Annotated in this window: 21 protein-coding genes; 13 read left to right on the top strand and 8 right to left on the bottom strand. The window is 69.5% G+C overall.

The genetic code is table 11. From position 1 onward, the window contains the following. Window positions 1-74: 74 nt before the first annotated feature. Both ACX9TP_RS27690 and ACX9TP_RS27685 read left to right on the top strand, forming a co-directional pair. A complete protein-coding gene (locus ACX9TP_RS27690) occupies window positions 75-731 on the top strand; it encodes an NAD(P)-dependent oxidoreductase (protein ID WP_482982232.1) in 657 nt (218 codons plus the stop codon). Window positions 732-739: 8 nt separating this feature from the next. Continuing rightward, complete coding sequence (locus ACX9TP_RS27685) at window positions 740-1,234, top strand: anthrone oxygenase family protein (protein WP_482973628.1); 495 nt, start codon at window positions 740-742, stop codon at window positions 1,232-1,234. On the opposite strand, the gene ACX9TP_RS27680 is transcribed toward ACX9TP_RS27685, so the two are convergent. After that, window positions 1,226-2,536, bottom strand: a complete 1,311-nt coding sequence (locus ACX9TP_RS27680) for a DUF4082 domain-containing protein (protein WP_482973627.1) — start codon at window positions 2,534-2,536, stop codon at window positions 1,226-1,228. The two genes, ACX9TP_RS27685 and ACX9TP_RS27680, sit on opposite strands and share 9 nt — an antisense overlap. 169 nt (window positions 2,537-2,705) lie before the next feature. Between ACX9TP_RS27680 and ACX9TP_RS27675 the strand changes: the two genes are divergently transcribed. Next, the gene (locus ACX9TP_RS27675; RefSeq protein ID WP_482973626.1) at window positions 2,706-3,782 is read left to right on the top strand and encodes a proline and serine-rich protein 1 family protein; all 1,077 of its coding nucleotides are present in this window, start codon (window positions 2,706-2,708) and stop codon (window positions 3,780-3,782) included. A gap of 13 nt (window positions 3,783-3,795) precedes the next feature. Here ACX9TP_RS27675 and ACX9TP_RS27670 read toward each other — a convergent pair whose 3' ends face one another. Beyond that, entirely contained in the window at window positions 3,796-7,914 is a 4,119-nt protein-coding gene (locus ACX9TP_RS27670) for a protein kinase domain-containing protein (RefSeq protein ID WP_482973625.1), read from the bottom strand. A gap of 220 nt (window positions 7,915-8,134) precedes the next feature. Between ACX9TP_RS27670 and ACX9TP_RS27665 the strand changes: the two genes are divergently transcribed. After that, complete coding sequence (locus tag ACX9TP_RS27665) at window positions 8,135-9,019, top strand: oxidoreductase (protein WP_482973624.1); 885 nt, start codon at window positions 8,135-8,137, stop codon at window positions 9,017-9,019. Window position 9,020: 1 nt separating this feature from the next. Continuing rightward, window positions 9,021-10,037: an AraC family transcriptional regulator gene (locus ACX9TP_RS27660; protein ID WP_482973623.1), complete on the top strand. Its 1,017-nt coding sequence runs from the start codon at window positions 9,021-9,023 to the stop codon at window positions 10,035-10,037. Between the two features lie 83 nt (window positions 10,038-10,120). On the opposite strand, the gene ACX9TP_RS27655 is transcribed toward ACX9TP_RS27660, so the two are convergent. After that, a complete protein-coding gene (locus ACX9TP_RS27655; RefSeq protein WP_482973622.1) occupies window positions 10,121-11,746 on the bottom strand; it encodes an LVIVD repeat-containing protein in 1,626 nt (541 codons plus the stop codon). A 292-nt stretch (window positions 11,747-12,038) separates the two neighbouring features. Here ACX9TP_RS27655 and ACX9TP_RS27650 point away from each other — a divergent pair, with 292 nt between their 5' ends. From ACX9TP_RS27650 to ACX9TP_RS27635, 4 genes are all read left to right on the top strand, one after another. Continuing rightward, complete coding sequence (locus ACX9TP_RS27650; protein ID WP_482973621.1) at window positions 12,039-12,578, top strand: papain-like cysteine protease family protein; 540 nt, start codon at window positions 12,039-12,041, stop codon at window positions 12,576-12,578. A 37-nt stretch (window positions 12,579-12,615) separates the two neighbouring features. Next, window positions 12,616-13,260 (top strand): hypothetical protein, encoded by a 645-nt coding sequence (locus ACX9TP_RS27645; RefSeq protein ID WP_482973620.1) that lies wholly within the window; start codon window positions 12,616-12,618, stop codon window positions 13,258-13,260. A gap of 104 nt (window positions 13,261-13,364) precedes the next feature. Continuing rightward, window positions 13,365-15,809 (top strand): hypothetical protein, encoded by a 2,445-nt coding sequence (locus ACX9TP_RS27640; protein WP_482973619.1) that lies wholly within the window; start codon window positions 13,365-13,367, stop codon window positions 15,807-15,809. Between the two features lie 100 nt (window positions 15,810-15,909). Beyond that, window positions 15,910-16,614 (top strand): trypsin-like serine peptidase, encoded by a 705-nt coding sequence (locus ACX9TP_RS27635; RefSeq protein ID WP_482973618.1) that lies wholly within the window; start codon window positions 15,910-15,912, stop codon window positions 16,612-16,614. Window positions 16,615-16,656: 42 nt separating this feature from the next. Here ACX9TP_RS27635 and ACX9TP_RS27630 read toward each other — a convergent pair whose 3' ends face one another. The 3 genes from ACX9TP_RS27630 to ACX9TP_RS27620 all read right to left on the bottom strand — a co-directional run bounded on the left by ACX9TP_RS27630 (window position 16,657) and on the right by ACX9TP_RS27620 (window position 19,107). Next, on the bottom strand, window positions 16,657-17,229 hold the full coding sequence (locus ACX9TP_RS27630) for a tRNA-uridine aminocarboxypropyltransferase (protein ID WP_482973617.1): 573 nt from the start codon (window positions 17,227-17,229) through the stop codon (window positions 16,657-16,659). A gap of 207 nt (window positions 17,230-17,436) precedes the next feature. Further along, the gene (locus tag ACX9TP_RS27625) at window positions 17,437-17,784 is read right to left on the bottom strand and encodes a YciI family protein (RefSeq protein ID WP_482973616.1); all 348 of its coding nucleotides are present in this window, start codon (window positions 17,782-17,784) and stop codon (window positions 17,437-17,439) included. A gap of 174 nt (window positions 17,785-17,958) precedes the next feature. Further along, the gene (locus ACX9TP_RS27620) at window positions 17,959-19,107 is read right to left on the bottom strand and encodes a hypothetical protein (protein WP_482973615.1); all 1,149 of its coding nucleotides are present in this window, start codon (window positions 19,105-19,107) and stop codon (window positions 17,959-17,961) included. Window positions 19,108-19,261: 154 nt separating this feature from the next. Here ACX9TP_RS27620 and ACX9TP_RS27615 point away from each other — a divergent pair, with 154 nt between their 5' ends. Together ACX9TP_RS27615 and ACX9TP_RS27610 are read left to right on the top strand one after the other, a co-directional pair. After that, window positions 19,262-20,155, top strand: coding sequence for a cupin domain-containing protein (locus ACX9TP_RS27615; protein ID WP_482973614.1), 894 nt, complete (start codon window positions 19,262-19,264; stop codon window positions 20,153-20,155). Window positions 20,156-20,206: 51 nt separating this feature from the next. Continuing rightward, a complete protein-coding gene (locus tag ACX9TP_RS27610; protein ID WP_482973613.1) occupies window positions 20,207-20,653 on the top strand; it encodes a hypothetical protein in 447 nt (148 codons plus the stop codon). A gap of 76 nt (window positions 20,654-20,729) precedes the next feature. Here ACX9TP_RS27610 and ACX9TP_RS27605 read toward each other — a convergent pair whose 3' ends face one another. Together ACX9TP_RS27605 and ACX9TP_RS27600 are read right to left on the bottom strand one after the other, a co-directional pair. Then, window positions 20,730-21,143: a hypothetical protein gene (locus ACX9TP_RS27605; protein WP_482973612.1), complete on the bottom strand. Its 414-nt coding sequence runs from the start codon at window positions 21,141-21,143 to the stop codon at window positions 20,730-20,732. A gap of 56 nt (window positions 21,144-21,199) precedes the next feature. Next, complete coding sequence (locus ACX9TP_RS27600; RefSeq protein WP_482973611.1) at window positions 21,200-22,372, bottom strand: alpha/beta hydrolase family protein; 1,173 nt, start codon at window positions 22,370-22,372, stop codon at window positions 21,200-21,202. 330 nt (window positions 22,373-22,702) lie between these two features. On the opposite strand from ACX9TP_RS27600, the gene ACX9TP_RS27595 reads away from it, so the two are divergent. Both ACX9TP_RS27595 and ACX9TP_RS27590 read left to right on the top strand, forming a co-directional pair. Further along, window positions 22,703-24,694, top strand: coding sequence for a S8 family serine peptidase (locus ACX9TP_RS27595; protein ID WP_482973610.1), 1,992 nt, complete (start codon window positions 22,703-22,705; stop codon window positions 24,692-24,694). Window positions 24,695-24,903: 209 nt separating this feature from the next. Further along, window positions 24,904-25,278, top strand: coding sequence for a DUF202 domain-containing protein (locus ACX9TP_RS27590; RefSeq protein ID WP_482973609.1), 375 nt, complete (start codon window positions 24,904-24,906; stop codon window positions 25,276-25,278). Window positions 25,279-25,419: the final 141 nt, after the last annotated feature.

Here is a 25,419-nt window from a genome sequence, read left to right as displayed (position 1 = left end):
CGACTGCCGGTCATTGAGAGCCGCGGGCCCGGACGACATGTTGTGCGCAGGCAATCAAGCCGGAGGGAGTCGTGATGAAAGTCCTCGTGGTGGGTGCAACGGGAGGTTCCGGACGCGCGGCAGTCGAGGTGCTGCTGTCCGAGGGGCATGACGTGACGGCCTTCGCCCGCAGGCCGGAGGCGCTTGGCGTCTCGTCGCCGCGGCTGGCCGTCGTCACCGGGGACGCGACGCGTCCCGGGGATGTCGAGCGCGCGGTGCAGGGGCAGGACGCGGTGATTGTCACGCTCGGCATCCGTGAGAATCCCGTGACGGTCCGGATGCGCGGCAGCGCGCGGACGCCCATGGACGTGCGCTCGGTGGGGACCCGGAACGTCATCTCCGCCATGCGAAAGCACGGCGTCCGCAAGCTGGTGGTGCAGACGACGTACGGAGTGGGGGAGACGCGGGGCCGGCTGTCGCTCAAGTGGAAGCTGCTGTTCTCGCTGCTCCTGAAGCCGCAGATTGCAGACACCGAGCAGCAGGAGCGGGAGGTGCGCGAGAGCGGGCTCGACTGGGTGCTCGCGCAGCCCGTGGGCCTGACGGATGAGGCCGAAGCGGCGGCCCCCTTCGCCTCCCCGGCGGGAGAGGCCCGGGGGATGAGCGTGTCGCGGAGGAGCGTCGGCCGCTTCCTCGTCGAGGCGGCGCAGAGCGCGAAGTACATTGGCAGGTCGGTGGCCCTCTCGGCCGCGTGAGGTCCTCCATGTCTCCAGGTGTCCTCCTCACATTGACGTGGCTGTCGGCGCTCGGCTCGGGCGTGGTGGCCGGGGTCTTCTTCGCGTTCTCCTCGTTCGTGATGAGGGCCCTCGCCCGCCTGCCGCCCGCGCAGGGCATCCTCGCGATGCAGTCCATCAACGTCGTGGCGGTGACTCCGGCCTTCATGGCCGTGTTCTTCGGAACGGCGGTGGCCGCGCTGGCGGTCGCCGTCTCGGCGCTGTTCTCCTGGGAGAAGCCCGGCGCGCCGTACCTGCTGCTGGGCGGCGCGCTGTATGGGCTGGGCGTCTTCGCGGTGACGGCGGTGTTCAACGTGCCGAGGAACAACGCACTCGCGGCCTTGGACCCGGCCCGGGCGGACGCGGCCCGCCTGTGGGCGCTCTACGTGTCGGGCTGGACGGCCTGGAACCACGTGCGAACCGCCGCGGGGCTTGCCGCCACGGTTTGCTTCATCCTCGCGCTCCGGGTCCGAAGCTCAGGGTGACGGGGCGAAGCGGACATCCACCCAGTAGTTGGTGTCCTTGTAGCTGCTCGCGGGGAAGCCACCCGCGCCGTAGGCATAGACGCCGTTGCCTCCCACGCTCGCGCTGGCGGGGGCCGTCAGGTTGCCGCTGGTGACGGCGCTCGCGAGTCCCGAAGGGTCCCTGGCGAAGAGGCCATTCGACGTGTGGTACGAGACCACGTAGAGCGTGTTCGCGCTGATGGAGACGGGCGTGGGCAGGACGGCCTCCTGCCACCCGGGGATGCGGCCGTCGCTCACGGAGACCTGGGCGAGCAGGGTGCCCGTGCCGGTCCAGAGGCGGGCGACGTAGCCGCTCACGTTGCCCGTGCCCCGGTAGAAGCGCAGCGCCTGGATGGTGCCGGGGACGTTGCTGCGGAAGCGCACGCCCACCTCGACGGCGCGGGTGTCCGCCTCCTCCACGGCGTTGGCGGGCGCGCGGTCGCCGAAGAGCGTCTGGCTCCAGGGGAGGATGAGCGTGGCCACCACGGGCCGGTGGTCCGACTGCGACGTCGCCCCCACCACGGCCGCCGTCACGGGCGACGTCCACGCGGAGCCGAGCATCACGTAGTCGATGCGGCGCGTGGGGAAGCTCGCGTCATGCGTGTAGCCGCTGCCCGAGCCGCCGCGCGTCCAGGCGTCGGAGAGCAGTGTCTTCAGGCTGGTGATGCCGGACTCGGAAGGGGAGGCGTTGAGGTCGCCGCCGAGCAGCGCCCACGGCTTCCCCGCCAGGGCCGCCTTGACGTCCTCGGCCTGGTTGAGCCGCTCCGTGGCGCCGGTGGTCCCGAAGTGGGTGACGGCCACGGGCACCACGTGCGTCGCGTCCAGCTCCACCTCCACCAGCCCGAGCACGCGCTGCTCGGCGGCGGAGCGCAGGGGGATGCGCTGCGAGGAGCGGATGGGGTAGCGCGACAGCACCGCGAGCCCGTACTGCCCGCCGTCGTAGCTGAGCAGCGACGGGACGAAGGCGGAATGGAGGCCCGTGAGCTGCCCCAGCCGCGTGGCCTGGTCCACCTTGCCGGAGCGGTGGGTGAGGACGTCCACCTCCTGGAGCACGACGAGGTCCGGCGACTGGCCCTTGATGACGTTGGCGATGCTGTCCAGGCTGCTCAGCTCACCGTGCTTGATGTTGTACGTCATGAACCGCAGCCCGCCGCCCGGCGTCAGCGGCTGGGAGGACTCGCCGGTTGGAAGTGCCTCGCCCGCGGCCTCCGGTGGCGCGCACCGGGGCAGGACGGCGAGGAGCAGGACGGCCAGGACGGACGCAAGGGATTGCCGGAGGCGCATGGTCAGGGCTTTCAAGGGGGCTGGCATTGGCCCGGGGGTCGGGGGAACCCCACGAGAGGACCGCGGCTGCGAAGGATAGCCGGGCGGAAGAAAGTCACACCGTCCGTGCGACATTTTCGGCGCACTCCCGTTTTCCCGGGGAGCACATCCTCGAGGGGGAGTCACAGACATGAAGGCATGGATCCTGGCCGCCACGCTGGCCTACGCGGCGCCGTCCCTGGCGCAGGGCTTCGCGTCCAAGCAGGTGAGCCACCAGTGGAACACGAAGAGCGACGTCTTCGCGTCCGTCAACGTCACCGCGCCCGAGGGCGCCATCGGTGAGATTTCCCGGGGTGGCAAGGTGGTGTTCCGCGCGGAGATTCCCTTCCGGTGGGAGCCGCGCGACCTCGGCCCCTACCAGTTCACCGTCACCAGCTCGAGCGGAGAGACCTGGTCCAAGGAGCTCAACGTCGAGGACAGGAAGTCCCACCAGCTGCGCGTGCAGATGACCTCGTCGTCCTCCGGGCGCGGCGGTGGCTCGGCGCCCGCGCCCGCCGCGAGCGCTCCGGCGCCCGCGGATGCACCGCCCACCGCCAACGTCGCCATCGGCCCGGAGACCTTCACCTGGGACGTGAGAAGTGACGTGACGTGCACGGTGAAGGTGCTGGAGCCCGAGGGCGCCACCGGCGAAATCTGGGCCGGCAACCGGCTGGTGAAGCGGCTGGAGATTCCCTTCCTCTACAGCCCCAGCGACGTCGGCTTCTACAAGTTCGTCGTCCGCACCGCCGACGGGAAGGTGTGGGTGAAGAAGCTGGAGGTCGAGGGCATGAAGATGCACAAGCTCACGGTCAAGGCCCTGGGCTCCGCCCCTGCCGTGCCCCAGGAGCCCGCGCCCCGTGCCCAGGCCCCCGCGCCGGCTCCGGCGCCCGCGCCCAGGGCCGAGGCTCCGGCACCCGCGCCGTCCCCCGGGCACGTCCCCGGGGCGGTGAGCGATGAGGACTTCGAGCAGCTCACCGAGGTCATCAACGACCAGTCGATGTCCGACGACAAGCTGCGGGTGGTGGAGATGGCCTCCCGCCGCGGCCGGTTCTCCGTCTACCAGGTGGGCCAGCTCGTGGACCTGTTCTCCATGTCCGGCGACAAGGTGAGCGTCGTGAAGCTGCTGCACGCCCGCATCGCGGACCGGAAGAACGCCTACCAGCTGATGAGCAAGTTCACCTTCTCCGGTGACAAGGAGCAGGTGCAGAAGCTGCTCGCGGGTAACTGACCGTCGAAGCCCTTCACGCGTGGAAGGCTCGCGGCGGCCCGTCTTCCGCGAGCGCCTCCAGCAGGGTCCGGGCCTCGCGGAGGTCCGGCGAGTCGCTGTGGCTGGCCAACCGGCCATACACCGTCGCGAGCATGCGCGAGGCCGCACTCTTCTTCCCGACGTCCTGGAGCAGCCGGCACAGGCTCACCGTCGCGCGCAGCTCGAAGAGGTGGGCCTGCTGCTCGCGAGCCACGGCGAGGGACTGGAAGAAGCAGGCCCGTGCCTGCTCCGTGCTCCCGAGTCGCCGCAGACACTCTCCGCGCAGGCGGTGCAGCTCGGCCTCGTAGAAGCGCTCGCCTGAAACCGAGATTCGTTTCAGCGCGGCCCGCACCGCGGCCAGTCCTTCCTCCAGCTGCCCCAGCTTCAGGTGTATCTCCGCCAGCATGGCGTAGCAGTGGGGCATGTAGGCGCGGATGCCCGACCCATGCCAGTGCGGGAGCACCATCCTCATGCGGACGAGCGCCGCCTCGGGCTGGCCGAGCTCGGCCAGCGCCCAGCTTCGCAGTGGCATCACCCAGGCCAACCACAGCCGGAAGCGATGCTCGCGGCAGAGCGTCTCGCACGCCTCCGCCCACCTCGAGGTCTCCGGGCCCTCATGCCGGAACTGGCTGACCAGCGTGCGCGCGCACAGCACCGACGCCAGCCCGTAGGGCTGACCAATCCTCTCGGCCAGGCTCATGGCCTCCTGCTCGTAGCGGCGGGATTCGTCGGGCTGGCAGGCCACCGCGGCCAGGAGGCTTCCATGGACGAAGGCGGACACCCTCGAGTCGGTCCAGTTCCTCGCGGCCATCGCCTGGCGCTGCGCGATGTCGACATCGGGTTCCGCGAGCACCTCGTCGACGAGCCTCCGTGCCCCCACGTTGTCGCCCATGACGGACAGGCAGCGGCACAGGGCCATCTTCAACCCCAGGCTCTTGTGGGTCGGCCTCCCGGCATGCTGGCGCTGCTCGAGCGCCAGGTAGCGCTGGACCAGCTCCACCACGACCTCGAACCTTCCCCGGATGAGGTAGTACGTGGTGAACCCCCAGAATGGCAGCCGGAGCCGGGGCAGCTCGTCCCCCACCTCGCGGAGCAGCTCGCGCACCCGCTCGTAGAGCCGCGCCAGCTCGGGGGCGTTGTAACGCCGGACCTGGGACATGGGGGTTCCCATGTCCATCAGCAGGTGCAACTCCCGGCGCTCGCGCTGGGCCGCATCCGGCAGGCCGGGGAGCAGCTTCAGCGCCAGGTGGAAGTAGGTGAGGGCTTCCTGGTTGTCCGAGCGCCGGCTGGCGCGCTCTCCCGCCAGCTGCCAGGCCCGGATGGCGGACTCCAGGTCTCCGGCCTCCGTGTGGTGGTGGGCCAGCAGCTCGGGCCTCGCCTCCACCAGCTCGGGGAAGCGCTCCTCCAGGACGCCGGCGATGAGCTGGTGGTGCTTGCGTCGCGTGCCGCGCGAGAGTGACTGGTAGGCCGCGTCCTGGATGAGCGCGTGGCGGAACTGGAACACGGTCGCGTCCGCACGCGGGGGCTCCTGGAGCAGTCCCGCCCTCACGAGTCCAGCCAGCTCGCGCCGCAGGGTGGTCTCGTCACGCCTCGTGAGGGGCTCGAGCAGCGCCAGTGAGAACTCGCGGCCCACCACCGAGCAGAGCTGGACCAACGCCTTCAGGCGCGAGGGCAGCGTGTCGAGCCGGGCCAGCAGCAGCTCGTGCAGGGTGACGGGAATGGAGCGCAGGCTGTGGCCCGGGCTCGCGCCCGCGGAGGCCCGCTCCAGGACCATGCGCGTCATCTCCTCGATGAACAGCGGGATGCCATCCGTCTTCCGGACCAGCTCCCGCACCGCATCCGCCGGCAGGCCGTGGCCGTGCGACACCTCTCGCACCAGGTCCTCCGCGAGCTCGGCCGGGAGCCGGTTCAGCGCCATGGCGTGGAGCCAGGGACGGGGAGACCAGGCGGGCTGGAAGTCCGGCCGGGAGCTCACGATGACGAGCACCGGCCGTTGCTGGACCTCTTCCAGCAGCAGCTCCAGGAAGCGGAGCTGCGACGCGGTCGCCCAGTGCAGGTCCTCCACGATGGCGAGCACCGGGCGCTCCCCGGCGAGCTCCAGCACCAGCGCCATCAACACCTCGATGGTCTTCTCCTGGCGCCAGTCGAGCGAGAGCCGGTGCGCCGGTGCGCTCGCGGGGACTGGCAGGGACAGGAGCAGCGCGATGAGGTGCACGTGCGTCTCCGAGAGCCCCAGGCACCCCAGGTGCTCCTGGATCCGCCGGAGCTGCTGTTGCGGAGGGTCCTTCGGCGAGAGATGGAGCAGGTGCTGGATGAGGGCGGTGGCCGGGTGCCGGATGTTCGTACTGAACTGGGACCAGCACTGGAAGCGCAGCAGGTGGACCGGCTCCGTCGCGACCCGCTCGCTCAGCTCTTGAAAGAGGCGGGACTTGCCGATGCCGGCCTCGCCGCTCAAGAGCACGAAGGCGCCCCGCCCATGCCGCGCCTGCTCCCAGTGCTCCAGGAGCAGTCGCAGCTCGCGCTGCCGCCCCACCATCCGCGACAGGCCCCCCACGGCCAACGTGCGCTCGAACCGGGACGGAGCCTCCCGCTCGTATTGCACCCTGCGCACGTCCAGGGCGCGCGGCCCCGCCAGTCCCTCGAAGACGCGCGGCCCCAGCTCCTCCGTCGCGAATGCCCCCCGGACCAGCTTCCAGGACTCGTCGCCCAGCACCACCTCACCCGGCCCGGCCTGCTGCGCCAGCCAGGATGCAATCCTGGGCGACTCGCCCTGGAGGGTGAGGTGCCCGCCCCGCGAGTCCGGCGGCTGCGCGCACAGGGACATCAGGTCCGTGAAGATGCCGACCCGCACGCCCATCCCGGAGATGGAGAGGTGCGGCAGCCTGCGTTGGAGCTCCACGCGCGCGTCCCGGGCGAGCTGGAGTCCCGTATGGACCGCGCGGTCCGCGTCGTCCTCTCGGACCTGGGCGCAACCGAAACAGCCGAGCACCTCGCCCGCCAGGTACTGGGTGGCGGAGCCGCCGTGGTGCTCGATGAGCTCCGCGCACGTGCGATGGAAGGCGAGGTCCAGCTCGCCCATGTCCTCGCTGTCGAGCGGCTCCGTGAGGCTGGAGAGCCCCATGAGCTGGCAGGACACCAGCGTCACCTGCCGCCGCTCGGGCGTGCAGGAGCGCAGCGCGTCGGGCTCGGGCGTCAACCGCCGCTTCAGCTCGCGGACCTCGTCGCACAGCTCGTGGGCCGAGGAGAGCCGGCGGGCCGGGTCCTTTGCCAGCAGGGTGGCCACCAGGGTCTCCAGCTCGGGCGGCACGTCCGGATTGCGCGCGCGCACCGGGGGCAGGGGCTCGGTGGACGTCACCCTGGCGCGGAACTCGGCGAGCCGCTTCAGCGGCAGGGGCAGGGCTCCGGCCAGCATCTCGTACAGCACCATGCCCGCCGCCCAGAGGTCGGTGCGTGCGTCCTGCGGTTCATCCCGCCACTGCTCCGGCGCCATGTAGGCCGGCGTTCCCTCCGTGAGCAGGTGCAGCTTCCGCGGGGCGTTGGCCCCCCGCAGGTGCGACAGCCCGAAGTCGAGCAGCTTCACCCCGTCCCGCCGGGTGAGGAAGACGTTGCTGGGTTTGAGGTCTCGATGGATGACGTGGTGCTCGTGCGCGTGGGCCAGCCCCGCGGCGATGCCCTCGAGGATGTCCAGCGCGCGGGGCACCCCCAGGGCGCCCTCCCGCCGCAGCATGGTCGCGAGGGACTCTCCCGACAGGTATTCCATCACGAGGAAGGGAATGCACGGCTCCTCGGGGGAGGCGCACCACTCGGACACGTCGAAGATGTGGATGATGTTCTCGTGATTCAGTCGGGCAATGGCTCGCGCCTCGCGCAGGATGCCCTCCTCGCGTCCCCGGAAGGACAGGAGGAACTTGAGCGCCACCACGCGCTGCAGCTTCGCGTCGTGGGCCCGGAAGACGACGCCCATTCCGCCTTCCCCCAGCCACTCCAGGATTTCGAAGCGGCGGCCCTCCTGCCCTCCGAGCCGGTCTCCAGGTGCTGGCAGGCGTGGCGGCGGCTCGTCCCGGAGGACCTCGCGCAGGAAGGAGTCATCGGACTCCTGGACGTCGTCGAGCATGCTCTGCCGTCCGTCAAAGCTCTCGCCCACTTCTCTCCTCCCAACGAGACCATGGAACAGCCGACTCCGAGGTAAAGGTGGGGAGCCATCGCCGAACCGAGGAGCCCCGGGTCCCGGTGGCGCAATCCGATGATTCTCTGGCGCGATCGGATTGGCGTGGAAGGGAGCCGCCCGTGACTCTTGGCGCACCGAATTTCCGGTGCGTCGAAGGATGGTTCCCATGTCGAAGGTCTGGCTCATCACTGGTAGCTCCCGCGGCCTCGGTCGCGACCTCGCGAAGGCCGTGCTGGCGGCCGGCCACCGCCTCGTGGCCACGGCACGCAAGCCGGAGCAGCTGCGGGAGCTCGTCGAGCAGTACGGCGAGCGGGTGCTTCCCGTCGCCCTCGACGTCACGGACCCGGCGGCCGCCCGGGCGGCCGTCGCCGCGGCGACCTCCACCTTCGGCCGCCTGGACGTCGTCGTGAACAATGCCGGCTACGCGAACGTGGCCTCCATCGAGGACGTGGCGGAGGACGACTTCCGCGAGCAGCTCGAGACGAACTTCTTCGGGGTCATGCACGTCACGCGCGCGGCGCTGCCCGTCATGCGCGCGCAGCGTGATGGGCACATCATCCAGATCTCCTCCATCGGTGGGCGCGCGGGGAGCCCCGGGCTGGCGGCCTACCAGTCCGCGAAGTGGGCCGTGGAGGGCTTCTCCGAGGTCCTCTCCAAGGAGGTGGGGCCGCTCGGCATCCGCGTGACGCTCGTCGAGCCCGGGGGCTTCCGCACCGACTGGGCGGGCGCTTCGATGCGCGTGGACCCCGTCAGCGACGCGTACGGGCCGACCGTCGGCGCCTTCATGGAGAACGTCCGCAAGCACGCCGACGCCGGCCGGGGCGACCCGGCGAAGGCGGCGCGGGCCATCCTCCAGATTGCCTCGGAGAAGCAGCCGCCGCTCCGGCTGCTGCTCGGCTCCGACGCGGTGTTCCTCGCGGGCACCATCGCGGTGCAGCGTGCGGAGGAGGACGCCCGGTGGAAGGCGCTGAGCCTGTCGACCGATTACGATGGCATGGTGGACTTCGCCGAAACCCCCGTCGCCAGGATGCTGGTCGCGAAGAGGAGCTGACGTGACGGCCGATCTCGTCCCCATGCCGAGCGTGCTGCTCGACCGCCTCGCCACGCTCGGTGTCGACGTCGAGCGGTTGCTGCGGCACGCGGGCCTCCTGCTCTCGCGGTTCCAGGAGCCCAGGGCCCACCTGACGACCCGCGAGTTCATGGCGTTCTGGCACGCCGTGGAGGCCGTGGGAGGGGGACGGGAGCTCGGCCTGCGCATCGGCTCGGAAGCGAGGCCCCACCAGTACGACGTCGCGTCGATGGCCGCGCTCCACTCACCGGACCTCGGCGAGGCGCTGAAGAAGCTCGCGCGGTACAAGCGCGTCGTCTGCCCGGAAGAGGTCGTGAACGACGTCTCCCACGGCGAGGCCCGGGTCCGCTTCCACTGGCTGCTCGCCGAGGGGCCGCTGCCCATGTTCCTCGTCGATGCGACGTTCGCCTCCACCCTGGCGCTCGCCCGCCGCGGCACGGGCAAGCCGCTCGTGCCGCGGCGCCTCGAGCTCGCGCGGCGGCGCTCCGACGCGGAGCTGCTCACCCGTCACTTCGGGTGCAAGGTCCGCTTCGACGCGCCGGTCGACCTGCTCGTCTTCGACGAGAGCGCGCTCGCCGAGCCCTTCGTCACGCACAACGCCGACCTGCTGTCGCTCCTCGTGCCCGGCCTCGAGGGGGCGCTGAATGAGCGGTTGGACCGGCGCAGGCTCGCGGACGACGTGCGCACGGCGCTGCGCCGCCGCATGCACGGCGAGCGCCCCTCCGTGGAGAAGCTCGCGAAGGAGTTGCACCTGAGCCCCCGCACGCTCCAGCGGCGGCTCGAGGAGGAGGGGACGACCTACCAGGGCCTGCTCGACGAGGTGCGCCGCGAGTCCGCGCGCAGGCTGCTGGCGAGCACCGACCTGGATGCCAGCGAAGTGGCGTTCCTGCTGGGCTACGAGGAGCTGAACTCGTTCATCCGCGCCTTCAGCGGCTGGGAGGGCACGACTCCCAACCGCTGGCGTGGAGCCGAGCGCAGCCGTCCCCACACGGCCTCCTGACGCGTCCATCCGCGCCAGGAAGGCCCTCGTGTCGGGGCAGCCGTGGAGGGTGACCCCGTGCGCGGTGCCCCCCGGGGGCGCCGTCACAGCTCGTCGAAGATGAGCAGCCCTCGCGAGGAGTCCACGACGTACACCTGGCCGTCGCCCGGCACGCGGATGCCGTAGGCGCCCTCGAAGATGCTGTCGCCCCGGTGCGGGTCTGTTTCCCGGAAGGTGTTGTAGTGCGCCACCTGGCGCGGCCGGGTGGGGTTGGACACGTCCAGCACGCGCAGCCCCTCGTGGTACCAGGCCACGTAGAGGAGGTTGCCGCGCAGAATCAGGTTGTGGATGGACGTGACGGGCCGCATGCGGAACTCGCCAATCTTCACGATGCGGGCGGGGTCGGTGACGTCGAGCACGCGCAGGTGGGAGCTGTGGAACTCGCCGCCCTCGAAGGCGAGCGTGCGCCCGGCGAAGGTGCCCACCGCGCTGTGGTGCGCGAAGCCGAAGTCCGGGCGGAGGAAGAGTCCCAGGTGCCGGACGTCGTCCAGGTTGCTGACGTCCATGACGAAATAGCCGCCGAACGCGTTGCTGATGTACAGGCGGTCCCCATACGCGAAGGCGTCATGGGGGCCACCCTGCGCGACTTCTTCGGGCATGGAGATGATGGTGCGCAGCACCGGGTTCAGCGGCTCGGAGACGTCGTAGACATGGGTTCCGGTGTTGGGGACCATGGCATACAGGCGGTCGCCGTCGACGAGCACCGTATGGGCGCCGAAGTCCCCCGTCGGCAGGCTGCGCACGAAGCCGGGCGTGGCGGGGTTGGAGATGTCATAGACGAGCGTTCCCGAAGCACTGCTGGCCACGTAGAGGGCGTCGCCCTTGGCCCAGACCCCGTTCCAGAAGTTGTCCTCGGGCAGGCTGATGGACGTCGTGAGGACGGGGTTTCGTGGGTCTCTCACGTCGAAGACGGTGAGCCCGCCGTAGCGCCCGAAGCGCGGCAGGGAGACGACGTAGGCATGGCCCTTCGTGACATAGACATCCACGGCCTCGCCCGTCGCCGCGGGGCGCTCCGAGAGCAGGCTCAGCCCGCCCGAGGACTCGGGCTCTTGCGCCGACCGGGCGACACGGTGCGCTTCGAAGGTGCCCTGGAGGGAGAGCTTTCCCCGGCGGCAGTAGGCGAAGCAGCCGGTGATGATGTCGGGAGCAGGCGTCTGACACCCCACCATGGCGATGGTGACGTTGGTCCGCGGCTGATGGCCGATGATTGAGAAGTTCCCGCCCTGCGTGTCGCGGTGGCGGAGGGGCTCGTCGTACATCGTGCTCGTGCCTCCGTCGCCGCGGAGCTGGAAGCCGACGGGGCCACTGGTGATGCTGACCCCGCCATCCGCCAGCGGCCGCTCCTCCCGGATGTTGGCCAGGTAGATGCCCTCCTGCGGTACGGCGGCGAGCGCGTCCGGGGCGCACTGAGAGACGTCGAACCGGGACAGCTCCTCGCAAGCCCCGGTGGAGGCTCCCACCGTGTCGAAGGTGCACGGCGCGAAGCGTCCGGGGTCCACCCAGTCCCCGTGCTCCTCCAGCTCGGTGTAGGTGCCATCCCAGACATAGGGGCCGGCGTCGGGTATCCCCGCGTCGGTGGATGGGCGCGTGGGTGCGTCATCGCACCCGGAAAGGACCTGGAGCAGCAGGAGGGCGAGAATCGTTCCAGTGGAGCGGAGGGAGACTGTCATGGGGATCTCACGGGAAGGTGCCATGCGGAATATTCGAATGACATCCATCTGGAACGTCCCTGGCACGTGTGGTCCCTCCCGCCTCCGGGAATAGTTGCGCCGTGAGGGGTATCTGGCGCGCCCGATTTGAAACGGCGATTGGGATTGATTTCCACGAAAGTGAGCTGGCGCATCAGACACATAAAAAGCCGTCAATAACGGACTTGCATGACTTACATTGATTAATTGTTTTGATGAGGAGTAAGAGATGGTTGGCGCGCTCGTGCGCCCAGAGCCTCCTCCGAGAGGAACCATGCTCAACAAGAAGCTGCTACTTGCGAGCCTGCTGATGTCTGGCGCGGCCTCGGCCTCATGGGTTGACCGGCCCGTGACGCTCATCGCCCAGCAGTACGACCAGTGGTGCCATGCGGCGTCCATCGACATGGTCGCCACGTACTGGGGAGACAGTTTCTGGACCCAGTGTGACATCGTGAAGAAGGAGTTCGGCTCCACCACCTGTCCCAACTCGCCCACGGCCTCCATCGACCAGACGTGTACGGGCCTGCAGGGAATGGGCTACCTGTGCAGCGTCGCGTACGCGCCGCTGACGTTCGCCCAGTCGTTCTCGGACGTGTACACGAACAACCGTCCCTTCATCCCGCGCATCGGCTGGACGAGCGGTGGCGGTCACATCATGGTGATGCGCGGCGTGGACGACGTGGGGCAGTACGTCAAGTACAACAACCCGCTGCCGGTGGGGACGGGCTCCACCTCGGCGTGGGTGACGTACACGTACTTCAAGAACAACAGCAGCTGGAACTGGACGCACACCGTCTGGAACATCCGGAAGTAGCCCCTTCAGGCAACCACAGGTGAATCCCATGAACGCGATGAAGTCTTTCGTTTCGACGTGTGTGGCCCTGGTCCTGCTGGCGGGCACCTCCTCCCTGGCGGCCGACGCCGACCAGGCGCGCATCGACGAGCAGGTGGCCTTCGGCCTCAAGGAGGTCCAGCGCATCCTGGAGCGTGAGTCCGCGGGCCTCGCGGATTTCGGCATCCAGGACCGCGGTGAGCTGCAGAAGCTCCAGGTGGGCGCGCCCATCGAGGCCTTCCGGTTGGACCCGCGGGGCCTGGAGGCGTACACGCCGGGCAAGAAGATTGCCCCGCTGCTCACGCCGATGGAGGAGCTGTACTACCCGGTGCTGGTGAACGGGAAGGCGCGGCTGGTGATGTGGCTGGCGAAGCTCGACGGCATCTGGCAGTTCGCGGGCTTCGGGCAGGCCGACCTCGGCCCGGCGCTGTCCGGGCTGACGGCGCGGCACCTGAAGGCGGGCGCCCGGCTGAAGGTCGTCATCCAGGCGCAGACGCAGGCGAAGCTGCTGCTGGTGGAGCAGGGCGGCTCGGAGAAGGTCTTCTACCTGTCCAGCCACCCGTGGAGCTTCAACGCCGCCATCCGCAGCGACATGACCGAGCTGCGTCAGCCGGAGCTGATGGAGCAGCTCAAGGAAGCCACGCGGCAGATGCTGCGCAACTGATGGCGTGACGTCTGACTTCGAGTGCCCGCGGCCCGCCCGGAAGTCCTCCGGACGGGCCGCGGTGTTTTTCGACGTGTCGTGGGGGGCCGGTGTAGACAACACCCATGGTCCTCCTCACGGAGAATGGCGCCCGGCGGGGCCCGAAGGTGCGCTGTCCTTCCTGCACGCGCTTCAACGTGCCGGGCCTTCCGTGTCCGGAGTGCGGCTGCGGCCCCGTGCCACCCGAGCGCCATGGCGCCGCCCGGATGCTGTTCCACGCCGGCGTGGACCGCTTCGCGCTAGCCGAGCGGCTCGAGGCGCTGGCGCCGTCGCAGGTGGAGCAGCTGGAAGGCCAGTACGCCACGCTGTGGGCCGGGGTGCTCCGCCTCCTGGAGGAGGTGCGCCGCCTGGAGTCCGACCTGCTGCTCGAAGGCTTCTCGGAGGAGGTGGAGGACCTGTGGGCGCGGCAGCTTCCCTGGCGGGTGCCTTCCCTGGAGGCCGGTGAGTCCTGGGGCTCCCTCGACGAGGTGTACTGGCTCACGGCGCTCTCGGCGCTGAACCGGGGCGAGGCTTCGTCGGCCCACCTGTCCACCGCCCTTTCCTGTCTGCATGACGAGGGGCGCTTCGGTCTGGAGGCGGCGCTGGCCCTGACGCGATGGCGGGTATGGCCGTATGTCCGGCTCTCCCGGCAGGCGCGGGAGCGCATCCAGCAGAGCGCCCGGGTCATCGCCGCCAGGCACCCGGAGCACGAGGCCCGCGCCGCCGTGTCCTGGGTGCGCGCCGCGGGGCGGGAGCCGGAGGTGGACATCCTCTTCACCCTGCGAAAGGGGCTGCACCACCCGGATGTCGACGTGCGCTTCGAGTGCGCCCTCTGCCTGGATGACGAGGATGGGCTGCTCTCGGCGCTGGACTCGCCCGACGCGAGGGTGGCGACCGAGGCCCGCCACAGGCTGGCGGGGCAGGGCTCCGCGAAGCTCCTGGAACGCCTGGCCGCGAGCGGCGACGCGGACTTCGCCCGCGACGTGCTGAAGCGGCTGCCCGCGTCCGCGCCGCCGGGCGCGCTGGGCGTGTTGCTCTCCGTGTCGGCCCGGGTGAAGGGCGGGCTCGCCAGCGAGCTGCTCGGCTGGGCAAAGGGGACGCCCTTCGCGGAGCTGCCGGCGGAGGCGCAGGCGCGCTGGGCCGCGTGGGCACGGAGCACCCTGCGCGAGCTGCCCGCCGAGGACGCGCTGCGCTTCCTGGACTGGGCCGCCGCCGCGCCGGACGCCGGGGACTCGGACGCGGTGCGGGCCTTCGAGTCCGCCGCCGCCGAGGCGCTCGCGCGGGCGATGCCCTCCGAGCGCGCACGTCTCTTCCGGGACTCCGACTTCGTGCGGTTCCTCTCGCTGGCGGGGCCCGGGGAGAGGGTCCTGCTGCACATCTGGTCCCGCCAGGAGGCCTGCGCGGCGCCGCTGCTCGACACGCTGGCGTCCCTGACGGGCCGCATGGACCGGTGGGGGCGTTCCGCGAACGGGCAGGCGGCGCGGCTGCTGATGGCCGTATGGGCACCGCCCGCGCGCGAGCGGCTGCTGGGCCCGCTGGCGGCGGCGGTGCGGTCCTGGAGCGGCATCTCCGGCCGCGAGGAGCTCATCGAGGCCGTGTGGCGGCGGTTCCAGGAAGCGCCGGAGGAGCGCGCGGACCTGCTGGCCACCTTCGGGCCCTGGCGGCGCGAGCTGTGGGAGCGGCAGCTCGCGGAGGAGCCGGACCCCGTCGCGCGCTTCGACGCGTGGTGGCACGTGGATGCGCCCACGCTGCTGCCGGAGCGGGTGAACGACCTGGTCCGCGAGTCCCCCATGCAGGTGGAGGACCTGCCCCGGCGCCTCGCGCGCGTGTGGGCCGCCGCGGAGTCGCGCGTGGAGGCGTGGCCCCGGTCCACGTCCCTGGCCGTGTCGTACGCGGCGGCGGTGCTGTCCGGCGAGCTGCGCAATGGGACGGACGCGCTCGCTCCGGAGGCGGAGCGCTTCCTGGCCTGGTTCCCGGACTTCGAGCGCCGCGTCCTCGCGGCGCCGCCAGCGGAGGGAGAGTCGCGCTACCACCGCCACTTCCTGGAGGACGTCCACGTCGACGTGCGGATGATGCGGGAGCGGCTCGAGCGCCTGCGTGAGGACGCGGAGTGGGAGCGGGAGGAAGCGCTGCGACTGAAGGTGGAGGAGTCCCGGCGGAGGGACGAGGAGCGACGGGCGGAGGCGGCCCGGCTCGACGCCGAGCGACGGGCCGAGGAGGCTCGCGAGCACTCCGCGAAGCTCCAGGCCTCGCTTCCGCCCGTGACGACAGTCCTTCCGCATCCAGGGGTGCCGGGCCTGCCCATCGACGAGGAGGTCGTCCTGGAAGGCGCACGGCTCTCCACGCTGATGGCCTACGTGCGGCTGCTGAAGGCCATGAGCGGCGGTGCCGACGTGCTGGCGCTGTTCGCGGCGCACGGGCTGACGGTGGAGACCTGGACCGTCGAGTGCAACGCCTGGGGGCAGGTGATGCTCCGGCGCCCGGACCTGGCCATGCGCTTCGGTGCGCTGATGGCGGCGCCCTGGGCCTGAGCGTCCCCGGAGCTCGCTTCACAGGCGCCCGTGTCCACCGTCAGGAGGGTGGGGGCGCGCTCGGGTCCCCTGGAACTTCTCTCCAGCAAGGACTGACGTCATGGCTCCCACGCTCGCCCCCAGGCAGTATCCGTTCACCGTCGTTGGTGTCCTGGAAATCTTCTACGAGGACGACGGCGTGCTGAAGAAGTGGGTCGGCACCGGGTACCTCCTGAAGACGGCCAGGTACCCGGTACGCAGGGACGTCGTCCTCACCGCCGCGCACAACCTCGTCTACCTGCGCAAGCCGAAGCTTCAGGAGGTGCACTTCACCGTCTACGGAGACCGCGACGTCTACTCCATTGCGTCGCGCGAGGACGGCACCCTCCGGTATGCGATTCCCCCGGGCTACGACCAACAGCCGAACAACCCGGCGTTCGACTTCGCGGTGATGATCCTCCAGGAAGGGGCGAAGGGGGCGAATGCGCCCCTGTCGCTGACCGTCGTCGGCGACACGCTCCGGGTGGCCGCGACCATCGCCGGAGGCCTGAGCGCCCGGGTGAAGGAGGGGGACCGCGCGGTGTATCGCACCGCCGTGATGGCCGAGAAGGAGAAGAACACGCCCCTGTATTACCCGCTGGAAGCCACCGCCCACGGCATGAGCGGTGGCCCCGTGCTCGTCGAGGGGAACGCCGGGTGGACCTCCATTGGCGTCGTCACCGGGACGGGGGACGTGAAAGACACCCTCCGGGGAATCGCGGCGCCCATCTTCGCGGAGACGGCGCAGATCATCGACACGCTGATCGAGCTGTCACTCGCCGGGTGAGTCCCTGCGGGAGCGCCCGCACCGCCGATTCGTTTCGAGGACTCAGGTCAGGGTGCCGCACTCGGCGATTCGCTGGACCCGCAGCGCGGCCAGCCGCTCCAGCGGCGCCGCGGCCTCGTTCCCTTCGAGCAGCGCCACCGCGCGAGCAATCGCATCCAGCGTGGACATCCCGGAAGGGTGTGAGGGCTCGCGCAGGCGGAGCAGCCCGGGCTCGGGCGGCGGGAGCACCAGCCGGGGAAGCGTCCGGAGCACGGGGTGCCGCTGGGTCATCCGCCGGGCTTGAGACCAGCTCGCGTCCAGCACCACCACCTGCGCTGGCGCCGGAGCGCCCGGCGGCGCGGTGGGGCCGTCCGGGTAGAGCAGACACGTTCCCGGCTCCAGGAGCAGGGCGGGGTCCAGGTACTCCGCCGGGGAGCCGTAGGTGAGCACCCGGGCATTCGCGAGGGCCAACGCGGCCACACGTCCGGTGTTGCTCTTCTTGCCCGCCTCCATCACGTGCTGGAGCAGGAGGAACCGGGTGCGCGTCTCCACCCGGGGAATCTCCTCACACAGGCACAGGTGCTCCGGAAGGTTGCAGCGCTGGCAGCGGGGGCGGCGGTAGACGCGGTGAGACATCTCCCGCACTCGTACCTCACCGCTTCGAAAGGTGCGAGGAGGCTTCCGTTGCCAGGGCTTCGCGGCGCGGGCTTCACTCAGAGTGCAGGGGCTCTGACTCGAAGGCCACCGATACGCTCAGCCACCCCGTGCTCCCCATGGGGGCGTCGTCGAAGGGCGACCGCCCCGGGGACGTTCCCCGGGGCGCTCCAGGGCCCCGTCGGCGTGTTACTCGCCGTCCAGCTGCCGCACCTCGCACTCGACGTTCCACTCTTCGCCGTGCACCTCGAGGAAACGCCGGGTCAGCTCGAGCGCCTCTTCCATCGAGTCGGCCTTGAGCATCGCGTAGCCGCCGACCACTTCCTTCGTCTCGGTGAAGGGCCCGTCGGTGCGGCTGAGCTTGCCGTGGTTGCTGCGCAGCCGGACGCCCTCGGAGGTGGGGCGCAGGCCGGCGGTATCGAGCAGCACGCCCCTGGCGGTCATCTCCTCGATCAATTTCCCCATGTCGGCCATCAACTTCTCGCTGGGCATCTGGCCGCTGTTCTCCTGGATGCGAACCATGGACAGGAAGCGCATGTGGGTCTCCTTCGTCGGTGGGGTGGATGAATCCGGGCGGAAATTGCCCGTTTCAGGCAGGGCGACGAATGACCGGGAGCGGAATCGACACGGCCTTTCCGAAATTCCGGCCCCCCAGAAACCACAGGGGTGGCGGGAGGGGAGGGCGCCAGGGCTCCGCGAACCCGGGCCCCCTCACTTCTGGATCTTCACTTCCTCGTAGTCGTCGGGGTTCAGGCCGAGGCTGCGCAGGGAGTCCAGGTCCATGCGGATATCACCGCCCAGGTACGTGTGATCCCGCTTGTGCATGAAGTACCGCTGATAGCTGCCGTCCACCTGGTACGTCTTGCCGTTCGAAGCGACCACCGTGTTCTCTTCGTTGACGTAGTTCAGGAAGTTCCGGTGCTGGGCGTCGCCAGCGGCCATGCGGTCGTAATAGCTCTTCATGCTGGCGTCGCCCTGCTGCTGGATTGCCTCCATCCGCTGCTGGTGTCGCTGGGCGCTCTGCTGGATGGCGGCCATGTTCCGGTGGTGCTGGGCGGTCATCTGCCGTCCGAACTCCTGGATCTGCGCCATGCGCTCCTGGTGCTTCCGGTTCTGCTCCGCCTGCCAGGCGGGGTTCGTCTGGTGGGAGCGTCCCATGGCCTCGATCATCGGGATGTACTGCTTGGGGTCGCCCGAAGTGGTGATGCCCGTGACGGTGACAATCCAGAACGGCCCGCTGTCGGTCGTCGTGCCGATGACCAGCGCGTTCAGGGGACGGCCACCGTCCGTGTAGCTGAAGGCGACATTCGCGACGGTGGCGTGCACACGGTGGCCCGCCTCGGCGAACCGCTGTCGCAGCTTCTGCTCGGATTGGGCATCCGCCTCGGTCGACAGGAGCTTGAAGTCCGGCAGTCCGCCGAACTTCCGCTTCACGTAGGCGGGGAAGTACTGCGTGGCGGGTACGAATGGCTCGATCTTCATCCGGGGATGGAACCGGGCCATGTCGTAGTGGATGGGAGTCGCCGCGGCCGGGCTCCAGTACTGGGGGATGCTGGGGTCGCCGCTGAAGATGAGGACGCTCCCGTCCGGGCTGACCGTGGTGGTCACCATGCTGTGGATGTCGAACACCCGGACCGAGTAGGTCCGGTTGTGCCAGCCCTTCGGCATCCCCAGCGAGTAGGCGTTCTCCACCGGGTCGCGCATCGTCACGAGGTCGGTGGTGGGCGGCGTGCTCTTCGGTGCGCTCGTCATGGCGGGCTTCTTCGCGTCGCCGCCCCCGGCGGGGGTGGCCTCGTTGGGTTTGGAGCAGGCGGTCGTCAGGGCGAGCGCGAGGATGGCGAAGTGACGGCTCGAACCCATGGCATGACTCCTTGAAAGCTTCCGGCCCCTGCGGACTGCACCACGGCCAGTCGTGAGCGCGAGTGATACGTGGTTGCGATGGTCATTGTCGAGGGGGTGACCTGGGATGGAGGTCCGCCTACCGCTGCGACGATTTCTGTCGGAGGATGGAAGAATGAAAGAATCGGCAATTACACCTCCGTTCTACATCACGGCGGACGAAGAACAGCGGCTTCGCATCGCCGCGGCGCGGCTCTCACCCTCCCTGGTCATCCAGCCCGCGACTTCTTTCGACGACTACGTCCGCCAACTCATGATTCCGACGACGGTGATGGAGCTGGCGCGCAAAGCCGCGCAGCTCCGGCTGTCGACCTGGGAAGCGGAAGGCATCCGGGCGTTTCTCGCGCCAAACGGCGGCGGAATCCTCCGCTACATCCTCGAGCAGAAGGCGAAGAAGGATCCGTCGCATCCGCCCTACATCCGTGTCGCGTGCACGGGCAAGGGCGACTACGACGACGACGCGTCGAGATTTGGTTATCGCGGCCCCGCGGGCGATGAGCACAGGGGCGACTTCGGGTCGCCCGTCGTGCTCGAGATCTGGCCCGCACAACACTACTCACCGATGCATTCGCATGGCGATACGACCGGCATCATCTATTGCCTCTACGGTCAGCTCGACGTGATGGCGTACGCGACGTTGGACTGGAGCGCAGAGAAGGTGGGCCTGCTGACGCTGACGCCCGGACAGTGCGCGTGGCTCGCGGGCGAGCGCTTCGCGGTGCACAAGGTCTACTGTCCGACCGACGGCGGGGCGAAGCCGGTCGGACCTGACAATCTCCTCAACGACAGCAGCAACTTCGGCGCGTCATTCCACGTGTATCTCAACGAATCCGAGCTGCCGCTGGTGCGCATGGCGGCGAAGGAGCCGGAGCCACACACGCGCGACATCTTCAACTTCGTCGACGAGGCTCCGCCGCACGAGGTGAAGGCGTTCGATACGTACTCCGACCTCTCCTGGAGCGTGCTGCGCTGGTTGCTCGCGGAGCATGCGGCGAAGTCGGGGTTGTAGGCGTCGAAGTTCCGGTACAGTCGCCGGTCCGCCGCCTGGGAGGAGCACCCCATGTCGATGTCCACGCTGAAGCTCGTACCGTGCCTGTCACTCGTGTCCGCGTTGCTGCTCGGGGCCTCGCCGGCCCACGCGGATGACGCCATCCACTCCATTGTCGCCGTCACCACGGAGGGTGGCTGCGCGAGTGCGCTCGGCTACGTGGTGGAGGTGGGTGAGCCCCACGCGGCCAGGAAGGAAGCCGAGGCGAAGGCCCGGGCGCAATACCCGGCGCTGAAGCGGCTCCACCACAGGAACAACTTCAAGAAGACCACCAACCTGGGGCGGCACATGGTGGTGGTGTCCGCCGGCGTGAAGAAGGAGGGCTGCACCGGGCGCGCCATGGGCGTCGGGTTCGGCGCAGACGAGGCCTCGGCCCTGAAGGATGCGAAGAAGAACCAGGGGATGAACTTCCCGTTCAATGACGGGGTGCTGAAGGTCGAGCACAGCCAGCGCTATTGATGTGGCGGGGGGGCATGGCGGTGGACTCCTCCACACCGCTGGGAGGCGCGGCGCACGCGCCTCCCAGCTTCGGGAATCAAGGCGACTTGGGCTCGTAGTACGAGTTGTTGCTGACACGGACCACGGTGCACTCGCCCGTGGAGTCCCACTGGAACTCGAGCTCCGAGTCACCCTCGAGGCTTCGCACCGTGTTCACGATGGCCGGGTCGCTCGAAAAACAGGAGCCGAAGAGGCTGCTCGCGTCATTCGCATAGCAGAAGGCATCCGCTCCTCCACCCGCGCCGGGAGCATAGGTGTAGGTGGTGCAGCCAATGTATTCCACCGAGTTGGCGCTGTTTCTCGCGCTTCCCAGCGGGCCCGAGGCAAAGCCACTGCCGCCCAGGTTGAGGGTGATAGAGACACCGGTGCTGACCTTGGCTCCCGCCCACGCGGTCATCCCGACGAGTCCCGCTACAGCGATGCCTGCCCACTTCGCGTTGCGCTTCGTCATGCGTCCTCACAGTCGGAGTTGCGGAGGGGACTGTACCGTGGGCGCCTCGGCAATCGTCACGGCGCCAGCTCGCGGTTCAACGCCTCGGCCATTCGCGAAACCGCCCCCGGCAACGAGTCAAGACTGTGGGTGCCGCCGTCGTACTCGAAGTAGGTGAAGGCATTGCTCGGGGAAGCACGCCCGGCGTCCGCCATCGCAGCGGCGAGCGCGCGCGAGTATTGGACGGACGCCGTGGTGTCGGCGGTTCCATGGTGGACCTGCGTCGCGGGCAACCTCGACGGCGCGGCCAGCGCGCTCGTGGCCGCCATCCGCCGCCGCATCTCCACGTAGCCGGCCTCGGTGATGAGCAGCCCGGCATCGGGATTCACCGTGACTTCAGCGACCGGGATGAGTGAGCGCAGCAGCAGCGTCGCCGGATCTCCCGGATTGGCCACCGCGCCAGCGACAGCCGCGCCGAAGAGCTCCGGTGTCACTCCGGCGAGCGCCACCCTGAAGTCCGTGGGGCCGAAGGCGTCGATGACCAGGTCGAAGCGGTCGTCGACGGCCCCCAGCGACAGCGCCACCATTCCACCGCGGCTCTCCCCGAAGATGGCCACGCGGCTGCTGTCCGCGAGCGGCGTCGTGGTGAATACCGCGGACAGGAGCGCCGCGGTATCCGTCAGGTCGGTGGTGCCCAAGAGCGTGTCGCCACCGGAGCCGTACGTCGTGTTGGCGATGCGGAGCCGCTCACCCCTGTAGGCGGGAATGACGTAGATGAGCCGCTCCCTGAGGGGCTGCCCCGGAATCCGGAATGCGAGCTCCTCCACGGTGAACGGCGGCAGTCCGCCATCTCCCGTGTAGCCGCCATGCGTGTACACGAGCACCGGCGCGGGCGCGGTCAACGCGGACGGCACCAGCACGACGCCGACGTGGCGTGCGCCGCCGACGAGGTGCTCGAGCACCCGGTAGGCCATCGGGACGGTTCCCAGGGTCACCGTCCCACTCGCGAGCTGCGTGACGTCGCGCGCCGTGATGTCGCGAGCAGCCCACTCCTGCTCCACGAGCTGCAGCTCCGCGGGCGTCACGGGCGCCAGCAGGTCCCCGAGCACGAGCGGTCGAGGCGTCCCTGCATCGGCCTCATCCGGGATTTCGCCGCCGCCCGCCGGCGAACTGCTGCAAGCGACGGAGGCGCCGACGATTCCAAGCACCGCGGCTCCGAGCGCCGCCAGCATCCGTGTCTGTGTGCTCATGGGTGGAGTCTCCTGTGCCGCCAGTCGCGATGCCCGACCCCGGTCGTATCAGGAGCCTTGGAACGAAGGGGTGCTGCTCAGGGCCTGGCAGGAAGGGACGTCATGGAAATGACCGGGCGCGTACAGAAGCTCCTCGGCGTGCTGACGAACCCTCCATGAGCCCCACGCGGCCCTGGAGGCCGCTGGCGCCTTCCAGCCGCGAAGTGTGCTCCCGGCGGCCCCACCGGCTTTTCCATGAAAGCTGCGTTGACCGCGTTATCAAGAAAAGCTAATTCCACGGTCTGTGCGAGGGCTTCCGAACCGGTGCCCGCACGTTCCCCGAGAGGCCGAATGAAACTGAAACTGACGCAGGTGGTGGGTGCCATCTCCCTGCTGGCCGCGGCCTGCGGCCCGATGCCCGAGGCCCAGGAGTCCGACACCGAGCAGCTCGGTCACACGGCGCAGATGGTCCGCCGTGCCCGTGCCGTCCCCAACGAGTACATCGTCGTCCTGCGCGACTCCACGCAGGAGGTCCGGCAGCAGGGGGCGGTGAACATCGCCCGGGAGCTGGTGGCCCTCAACGGGGGCAGGGTGCTGCGGACCTACGAGCACAGCATCCACGGCTTCCTGGCCAACATGAGCGAGGCCGAGGCCCGTCGCCTCCTGTCCGACCCTCGCGTGGAGTTTGTGCAGGAGAACGGCCTCATCCACGTGTCGGCGACGCAGACCAGCGCGACCTGGGGACTCGACCGCATCGACCAGCGGGACCTGCCGCGCAACAGCTCCTACACCTACAACGTCGACGGCACCGGCGTGCATGCGTACGTCATCGACACCGGTATCCGGCTGACCCATACCGAGTTCACCGGCCGCACCGGTAACGGCTACGACTTCATCGACAACGACAGCGACCCCACGGACTGCGATGGCCATGGCACGCACGTGGCGGGCACGGTGGGCGGCACGACCTGGGGCGTGGCGAAGAAGGTCACCCTCCACGGGGTGCGGGTGCTCGACTGCACGGGCTACGGCAACGACGCGCAGGTCATCGGTGGCATCGACTGGGTGGCCGCCAACCACATCAAGCCCGCGGTCGCCAACATGAGCCTGGGCGATGTCGGCATTCCGGCCATCGATGCCGCGACGGAGCGGTTGATTGCCGCGGGCGTCACGACGGTGGTCTCCGCCGGCAACGAGAGCAGCAACGCCTGCAACTACTCGCCGGCCCGCACGCCCAACGCCATCACCGTGGGCTCCACCACCAGCAGCGACGCCCGCTCGTCGTTCTCCAACTACGGCACGTGCGTGGATATCTTCGCGCCGGGCTCGAGCATCACCTCGGCCTCGAACTCCGGCAACTCGTCGAGCACCTCGATGAGCGGCACGTCCATGTCCTCGCCGCACGTGGCCGGCGCCGCGGCGCTCTACCTGAGCGCCAACCCCACCGCGACGCCCGCGCAGGTGCGCGACGCGCTGGTGAACAACTCCACGCCGAACAAGGTCACCAGCCCGGGCACCGGCTCGCCCAACAGGCTGCTGTACACGCTCTTCATCACCGGCGGAGGCAGTGACACCACCCCGCCCACGACGTCCATCACCTCGCCCGCGGGCGGCGCCACGCTGAGCGGCACCGCGAGCCTCTCCGCCAGCGCCTCCGACAACGTGGGCGTGTCGCGCGTGGAGTTCTACGCGGGCACCGCGCTGCTGGGGACGGCGACGAGCGCGCCGTACAGCTTCTCGTGGAACACGACGACGGTGGCCAACGGCACCTACGCGCTGACGACGAAGGCGTATGACGCGGCGAACAACGTGGGCACGTCGGCCACGGTGTCCGTGACGGTGAACAACGGCACGGGAAGCTGCTCCATCTCCGAGCAGCTCCTGGCCAACGCGGGCTTCGAGAGCGGCAACACCGGTTGGACGACCTCGTCGGGCGTCATCGACGGCACCACGTCGGGCAGTGCGCCTCGCACGGGTACGTACAAGGCCTGGCTGAACGGCTACGGCGCCACCCGCACCGAGTACGCCTACCAGCAGCTCACCATCCCCTCCACGGCGTGCAGCGCCACGCTCAGCTTCTGGGCGCGCATCACCACGACGGAGACGACGACCACGACGGCCTACGACAAGCTGGCCATCCAGATCCGCAACAGCGCGGGCACGGTGCTGGCGACGCTGGCCACCTACAGCAACCTGGACAAGGGCACGGCCTACGTGCAGCGGACGTTCGACCTGGCCGCGTACAGGGGCCAGACCATCCGCGTCTACTTCAACGGCACGGAGGACTCGTCGCTGGGCACGAGCTTCTTCCTCGATGACACCGCGGTGAACATCGTCCGGTAGTCCTCGGGGCAGCACGGACGGTCCTCGAGGCCGTCCGTGTCGCCCTGCTCGCGGCGAGCCTCGCCTCGACCTTCACACGGGGCCCGCGGCGGCGCCGCGTCGTGGAGCCGCACTCCCTCCGCCCCCATTTCTGTTGGGGGCGTGACGGGCCCCTGCGACAGGGGGCCGGGAGGCTCCGGGCCGGTGCTCATGCGACGCTGGGCAGTCGCATGAGCGACTCCTCCCAACCTCCGCCCGACGAGTCCTCCAGGCTCGCGCTCGACAACACCCACATGGCGGCGACGCGGACCCTGTTCTCGCTGGTGAGGACAGGCGCGGCGATTGCGGGTGGAGGCGCGCTCGTCACCGACCTGCTCATCAAGGGGTCGCCACGCTGGGTGGTCCTCGCGCTCTCCTCCGCCTTCGTCGTCCTCGGCTACTCGCTGATGTGGTCGGCCTTGAAGACGGGCAGGCGCCTTCGCGCGCAGGTCGAGGAAACGCAGCACGGAGAAGCGTTCCTGTTCCCGCTCCGCAAGGTCACCGCCTGGACGCTGTCGCTCCAGTTCCTGATCGTGACGGTGCTGGTGCTCTATTTCCTCGGCTGACGCCCCTCCCTGGGAACGCCCCCCTGGCCAGGAGGTCTCACGAGCGGGGCAGGGCGGTCACGACGGGTGACGGCGAGCCTCGTGCCGACCCATTCCGTCGTGTCCCGTGCTCATCCCCGCTGGAGGGGCACACCTGGGCAC

It is taken from the genome of Pyxidicoccus sp. M15 (assembly GCF_056858435.1).
This window is presented reverse-complemented; position numbering and strand designations above follow the sequence as displayed.

Excerpts from the sequence above, each read along its gene's own strand:
- ACX9TP_RS27690 (WP_482982232.1), top strand. The coding sequence starts at position 75 with ATGAAAGTCCTCGTGGTGGGTGCAACGGGAGGTTCCGGACGCGCGGCA.
- ACX9TP_RS27685 (WP_482973628.1), top strand. The coding sequence starts at position 740 with ATGTCTCCAGGTGTCCTCCTCACATTGACGTGGCTGTCGGCGCTCGGC.
- ACX9TP_RS27680 (WP_482973627.1), bottom strand. The coding sequence starts at position 2,536 with ATGCGCCTCCGGCAATCCCTTGCGTCCGTCCTGGCCGTCCTGCTCCTC.
- ACX9TP_RS27675 (WP_482973626.1), top strand. The coding sequence starts at position 2,706 with ATGAAGGCATGGATCCTGGCCGCCACGCTGGCCTACGCGGCGCCGTCC.
- ACX9TP_RS27670 (WP_482973625.1), bottom strand. The coding sequence starts at position 7,914 with ATGCTCGACGACGTCCAGGAGTCCGATGACTCCTTCCTGCGCGAGGTC.
- ACX9TP_RS27665 (WP_482973624.1), top strand. The coding sequence starts at position 8,135 with ATGTCGAAGGTCTGGCTCATCACTGGTAGCTCCCGCGGCCTCGGTCGC.
- ACX9TP_RS27655 (WP_482973622.1), bottom strand. The coding sequence starts at position 11,746 with ATGACAGTCTCCCTCCGCTCCACTGGAACGATTCTCGCCCTCCTGCTG.
- ACX9TP_RS27650 (WP_482973621.1), top strand. The coding sequence starts at position 12,039 with ATGCTCAACAAGAAGCTGCTACTTGCGAGCCTGCTGATGTCTGGCGCG.
- ACX9TP_RS27645 (WP_482973620.1), top strand. The coding sequence starts at position 12,616 with ATGAAGTCTTTCGTTTCGACGTGTGTGGCCCTGGTCCTGCTGGCGGGC.
- ACX9TP_RS27640 (WP_482973619.1), top strand. The coding sequence starts at position 13,365 with ATGGTCCTCCTCACGGAGAATGGCGCCCGGCGGGGCCCGAAGGTGCGC.
- ACX9TP_RS27635 (WP_482973618.1), top strand. The coding sequence starts at position 15,910 with ATGGCTCCCACGCTCGCCCCCAGGCAGTATCCGTTCACCGTCGTTGGT.
- ACX9TP_RS27630 (WP_482973617.1), bottom strand. The coding sequence starts at position 17,229 with ATGTCTCACCGCGTCTACCGCCGCCCCCGCTGCCAGCGCTGCAACCTT.
- ACX9TP_RS27625 (WP_482973616.1), bottom strand. The coding sequence starts at position 17,784 with ATGCGCTTCCTGTCCATGGTTCGCATCCAGGAGAACAGCGGCCAGATG.
- ACX9TP_RS27620 (WP_482973615.1), bottom strand. The coding sequence starts at position 19,107 with ATGGGTTCGAGCCGTCACTTCGCCATCCTCGCGCTCGCCCTGACGACC.
- ACX9TP_RS27615 (WP_482973614.1), top strand. The coding sequence starts at position 19,262 with ATGAAAGAATCGGCAATTACACCTCCGTTCTACATCACGGCGGACGAA.
- ACX9TP_RS27610 (WP_482973613.1), top strand. The coding sequence starts at position 20,207 with ATGTCGATGTCCACGCTGAAGCTCGTACCGTGCCTGTCACTCGTGTCC.
- ACX9TP_RS27605 (WP_482973612.1), bottom strand. The coding sequence starts at position 21,143 with ATGACGAAGCGCAACGCGAAGTGGGCAGGCATCGCTGTAGCGGGACTC.
- ACX9TP_RS27600 (WP_482973611.1), bottom strand. The coding sequence starts at position 22,372 with ATGAGCACACAGACACGGATGCTGGCGGCGCTCGGAGCCGCGGTGCTT.
- ACX9TP_RS27595 (WP_482973610.1), top strand. The coding sequence starts at position 22,703 with ATGAAACTGAAACTGACGCAGGTGGTGGGTGCCATCTCCCTGCTGGCC.
- ACX9TP_RS27590 (WP_482973609.1), top strand. The coding sequence starts at position 24,904 with ATGAGCGACTCCTCCCAACCTCCGCCCGACGAGTCCTCCAGGCTCGCG.